This is a genomic window from Zoogloea sp., from assembly GCF_030157465.1.
Classification (GTDB): Bacteria; Pseudomonadota; Gammaproteobacteria; order Burkholderiales; family Rhodocyclaceae; genus Zoogloea.
Genome location: NZ_JAOAUU010000137.1, coordinates 1 through 5,251, shown reverse-complemented (window position 1 = coordinate 5,251; position 5,251 = coordinate 1). Strand labels below are relative to the sequence as shown.

The window sequence follows — 5,251 nt, the reverse complement described above, 5'->3', positions numbered from 1 at the left end:
GCCTTGGCATGCGCGATCTGTCGCAGCGAGGCCTCGCGACCGTCGGCGGTGAGCACGAAGCGCAGCAGGCCGCCGTCGTTCTCCCGGGCGATGTAGCGCTGGGCCTCCAGCGCGGCCAGCTGGGGGGCCGTCACCTCGAAGCCGGTGTAGCCGATGATTGCGTCAAGCTCGGCCAGGCTCAGCCGGTCGCGCACGCTGAGGGTGGACAGGATGAAAAAGGCCGGTTCGTCCAGCGCATGGCTGGCCAGCAGCTGGCGCAGGGCAAACAGCAGTTGATAGTGGGCCCGGCCCAGCAGGTAGCCCAGCAGGTCTTCGGTATAGCTGCACTCCGGCGGCGGGGCGGCCCCCAGGCGCACTTCCTGGCGAGGCTTGCGGGCGGCAATTGCATACTGGCCGGCCTGGTAGACCAGGGGCGGCAAGTCGCTGCGGTCATAGGCAAGCACCTCGCCGACGAAGATCACGTGGTCCCCGCCGTCGTACCGGAATGCCGTGCGGCACTGAAAACGGGCCGTGCACTGGGAGAGCAGGGGGGCCGTGCTGATTCCCATGTCCAGCGCCAGCCCGGCAAATTTGTCGCCTCCTTGCGAGGCGAAACGACCCGACAGGCTCTCCTGGTTGGCGGACAGCACATGCACGTTCCAGTGCAGGCCCTCCTCGAAGACCGGCAGGCTCCTGGCCGTCTTGGCCAGGCTCCAGAGCACAAGCGGCGGATTGAGGGACACCGAGTTGAAACTGTTGGCGGTAATCCCGACGGGCGTGTCGTCAGCGGCACGCGTGGTGATGATGGTCACCCCGGTCGTGAAGGTGCCGAGGGCTGCCCGGAAGGCTTGGGGGTCAAAGCTGGCTTGGGTCATGTCATGCCTCGCTGGGGCAGTGGGTCTTGAACACAGTATCGACAGCTCGCCCCGGCGCAGGCATCGTCCCAACGGACTAATCGCCAGGCGGTTGCGCCGGCCGCCTGTCTCATCCAATCGGACGATGGGCGGGCGGGCATCTCTTGCTAAGGTGCGAAACAGACCTGCTGGCAGGCTCGACACGCTCACCATTGCCGTGCGCCATGTGCTCATGGGCCAATCTGGCGACGCTGCGCTGCCGACCGGGCTGGCCAGACCCCATCATTTCCCCTACCCAACCAAGGTGATCCGGAGACCATGAGCACACACGACCACACCCCCGCGGCCCTGGCCAGGATGCTGGCGGCCCAGCAACAGGCCTTCAACGGTGCCGGCGCCGTCGATGCGGCCACCCGCCGCCGTCGCATCCAGGCCGCCATCGACCTGCTGGTGAAGCACTACAAGCCTCTCGTCGCAGCCATGGACGAGGACTTCGGGGGGCGCCATGCGGGCTTCTCCCTGATGAACGACGTGCTGGGCTCGCTGGCCTCCCTCAAGCATGCCCGCGACCACTTCGAGCCCTGGATGGCCCCGGAGAAGCGCCAGCCCTTCATGCCTTACGACCAGCTTGGCGCCGAAGCCTGGGTGCAGTACCAGCCCAAGGGCTCGGTGGGCATCATCGGCACCTGGAACGCGCCGCTGTTCACCCTCTTTGCGCCGCTGGCCTATGCGCTGGCGGCCGGCAACCGGGCCATCCTCAAGCCTTCCGAGATCGTGCCGCGCACGGCTGCCGTGATCGCCGACGCGGTGGCCGAGCTGTTCGATCCGCTGGAAGTGGCGGTGGTCACCGGCGGGCCCGAGATGGGAGCGGCGCTCAGCGCTCAGCCCTTCGATCACCTGGTGTTCACCGGCAGCACCGAAGTGGGCAAGGCCATCATGCGCAATGCCGCCGCCAACCTGGTGCCGGTTACCCTGGAGCTGGGCGGCAAGTCGCCGAGCATCGTCGGGCGCAGCGCCGATCTGGCCACCGCCGCCTTCCGCATCGCCGCCGCCAAGGGGGCCAACTCCGGCCAGCTGTGCGTCAATCCGGATGTGATTTACGTGGCCAGGGAGCAGCTCGAAAGCTTCGTAAGCGCCCTCAAGGACGCCTTCGCCAGCCTTTTCCCCACGGTTGAGGGCAATGGCGATCTGACCGCCGTGGTGAATGAGCGCCACCTGGCCCGCATCGAGGGCTACCTGGCCGACGCCATCGCCCGCGGTGCCCGGGTGGAATCCAGCCCGGCCGCTCCGGTGGCCGGCCGGCGCTGCCCCCTGCGCATCGTCATCGACCCGCCCGCCGACGCCCGCATCCTGCAAGAGGAAATCTTCGGCCCGGCGGTGGTGATCAAGGCTTACGACGAAGTCGGCGAAGCCATCACCGACATCAACAGCCGTCCGCGCCCGCTGGCGCTTTACTACTTCGGCGAGGATGCGACTGAGCAGCAGCGGGTGCTGGATCACACCCTCTCCGGCGGAGTCACCATCAACGAGGCCATGTTCCACGCGGCGATGCACGACGCGCCCTTTGGCGGTGTCGGCGCCTCCGGCATGGGCCATTACCACGGGCGTGAGGGCTTCATCGAGTTCAGCCACGTGCGCACCGTGTTCAAGGCCCCCGCCTATGACCCGCGCCGGGAATGGGGCATGTTGCCGCCCTACGGCGAGCACTTTCTGGCCGCCATGGAAGCGCAGGTTACGCCGTGAGCGCAGCCCTGACCGAGGAGCAGCAAGCCCTCCAGGAGACCGCCGCGGCCTACCTGGCCAGCCACGCCAACGCACGGGCGAGCCGTGACGGCGACCAGGCCCTGTGGCAGGGCATCGCCGAGCTGGGCTGGACCGCGGTGATCGTGCCGGAAGCCTTCGGCGGCCTGGGGCTGGGCCTTGCCGAGGCGGCCGTGCTGCTGGAGGAAAGCGGACGCCAGCTCAGCCGCTCGCCCTTGTTCTCCAGCGTGGCCCTGGCCCACCCGCTGCTGGTGCGCTGTGCCACCGACACGGCCTGCCAGCGCCTGCTGCCGGCGATGGCCGAAGGCCGCTGCACCGCCACGGTGATCGCCGGCCCGGGTTTGTCTCCCTTCGTCGGGGCCGGCGAACTGGACATCCGCGCCCGCCGCGACGGCGATGGCTGGGTGCTGGATGGTCTCGCCTGCCAGGTTCTGGACGGGGATACGGCCGACATGGCCCTCGTGGTGGCCCGGCTCGAGGACGGCGGCATGGGCCTGTTCGAGGTGGCGGCCGGGCTCGCCGGCGTCACGCGCAGCCCTCTCGAGGCCTGGGATCTGACGCGCCCCCAGGCGGGCTGGCAGCTGGATGGCGTGCGCCTGGCCGCCGAGGCCCGGCTGGATTCGCCCGGAAGCCTGGATGACGGGCTCGCCGGCGCCCTGGCCGCCACGGCTTTGCTGCTGGCGGCGGAGCAGGTGGGGGGCGCAGCCCGCTGCATCGAACTCACCGTCGCCTACACCCGGGAGCGCCAGCAGTTCGGCCGTCCGGTGGCCACCTTCCAGGCCGTCAAGCACCGCTGCGCCCAGATGATGGTGCACCTGGAAAGTGCCCGCTCGGCCCTGGGCAGCGCCCTGGCCGCCAACTCCGGGGCGGCCCTCGACGAGATCGCCGTGGCCCGGGTACAGGCCGCCGAGGCCTACCGCTTCTGCGCGGCAGAGGCGATCCAGCTTCACGGCGGCGTGGGTTTCACTTGGGAATACGACCCTCAACTTCATTTCAAGCGCGCCCAGTGGGGCCGCCAGTGGTTCGGCACCCCCGACGCGTGGCGCGCTGCGGTGGCCGACAGGGTGCTCGGCCAGACGGCGGATGCATCGGAGGATGCTCGGCATCCCAGCGCGCAGCACGCAGCGGCACCCGTGCACGCCATTGACGAGCAGGCCTTCCGGGCCGAAGTGGCGGACTGGATGGCGCGCCATCTGACCGGCCGTTTTGAAGTGCTGCGCCACCGGGGCGGCCCGGGGGACGAGACAGCCCATTCGGAACTGCGTCGGGAATGGGAGCAGGTGATGGCCTCAGGCGGCTGGATCGGCCTGGGCTGGCCCCGCGCCCACGGGGGCCGCGAGCTGCCCGTGTCCCTCCAGGTGGCCTTCCACGAGGAATACGCCCGCGCCGGTGGCCCCGGCCGGATGGGCCACATCGGTGAAACCCTGCTGGCCCCCACCCTGATCGATTTCGGCACGCCCGAGCAGCAGCAGCGCTTTTTGCCGGGCATCCGGGAGGGCACGGCGTTCTGGTGCCAGGGCTATTCGGAGCCCGGCGCCGGCTCGGACCTGGCCGCCATCCGCACCCGCTGCTGGCTGGAAGATGGCAAATGGCATCTTCAGGGGCAAAAGGTCTGGACCTCGCTGGCCCACGAGTCCGAGTGGATCTTCGTGATTGCCCGCAGCACACCCGGCAGCGTGGGACGGGAGGGGCTCAGCTTCCTGCTGGTGCCGCTGAACCAGCCCGGCGTGGAGATCCGCCCGATCCGCCAGATGACCGGCGAGGCGGAGTTCAACGAGGTGTTCTTCGACGACGCCTGCACCGCCGCCGAGTGCATCGTCGGCGCGCCCGGTGATGGCTGGAAGGTGGCCATGGCGCTGCTGGGCTACGAGCGCGGGCTATCCACCCTCGGCCAGCAGATGCACTTCAGCCACGAACTCCAGTTGCTGATCGACGCCGCCCGCGCCCGTGGCGTTGACCACGACCCAGGCATCCGGCGTCGCATCGCCGACGCGTGGATCGGTCTGCGGACCCTGCGGGCCAATGCCTTGCGCATCTTCGCCCGGGGCGAAGCGGCGGTCGGCCCGGAAGCGCTGGTCTACAAGTACGCCTGGTCCAACTGACACCGGGATCTGGGTGAGCTGGCCATGGACGTGATGGGCACGGCCGGCGATCTTCAGGCCCAGGACGACCCGCTGCGCCGCCTGCAGCAGGTGTTCTTCTTCTCCCGCGCCGACACCATTTACGCCGGCACCAACGAGATCCAGCTCAACCTGATCGCCGAGCGCGGCCTCGGCATGCCGCGGGGCTGAGGCCTTCCTGGGTTGAGCCCTTACTGGGCGGCTTTCCCGTGTTTGGCGTTACGTTGGCCGGGGTTTCCCACGGCCGGGTTTGCACACCCGGCCGGCTACGGCGGCGCGGAGCGATGCTCCGCGAAACCCCGCCTCCGCCCCCGGCGGGCGACCTTCTTTCTTGCTTCGCCAAGAAAGAAGGCAAAGAAGGCGACCCGGCTTCACCGGTCGGCCTTCGGCCGACTGCCCTGCGCTGCTCCCAGCAGGCGGCCGGCGCGGAACTCGCCCTTCGGGCTCAGACAGCCGCGCCGGAAGGCCCCGCCTGCTGGTGCGCTGCTCGGCGGTTCAGACGGGCTTTCACGCTCACCGAGCCTCTCCGGAAGCCGA

2 protein-coding genes and 1 pseudogene are annotated in these 5,251 nt (G+C 69.4%); 2 read left to right on the top strand and 1 reads right to left on the bottom strand.

Features of this window, described 5'->3' with window-relative positions:
* Window positions 1–854 (bottom strand): flavin reductase (locus tag Q1W26_RS17055; RefSeq protein ID WP_300442645.1); only part of this gene is annotated, 854 nt, incomplete at its 3' end.
* A 297-nt stretch (window positions 855–1,151) separates the two neighbouring features.
* Between Q1W26_RS17055 and Q1W26_RS17050 the strand changes: the two genes are divergently transcribed.
* Window positions 1,152–2,576, top strand: a complete 1,425-nt coding sequence (locus tag Q1W26_RS17050; RefSeq protein WP_300442643.1) for a coniferyl aldehyde dehydrogenase — start codon at window positions 1,152–1,154, stop codon at window positions 2,574–2,576.
* Window positions 2,510–4,885 (top strand): annotated as a pseudogene (locus Q1W26_RS17045) (acyl-CoA dehydrogenase). Before Q1W26_RS17050 ends, Q1W26_RS17045 begins: the two are co-directional and overlap by 67 nt.
* Window positions 4,886–5,251: the final 366 nt, after the last annotated feature.

Excerpts from the sequence above, each read along its gene's own strand:
- Q1W26_RS17050 (WP_300442643.1), top strand. The coding sequence starts at position 1,152 with ATGAGCACACACGACCACACCCCCGCGGCCCTGGCCAGGATGCTGGCG.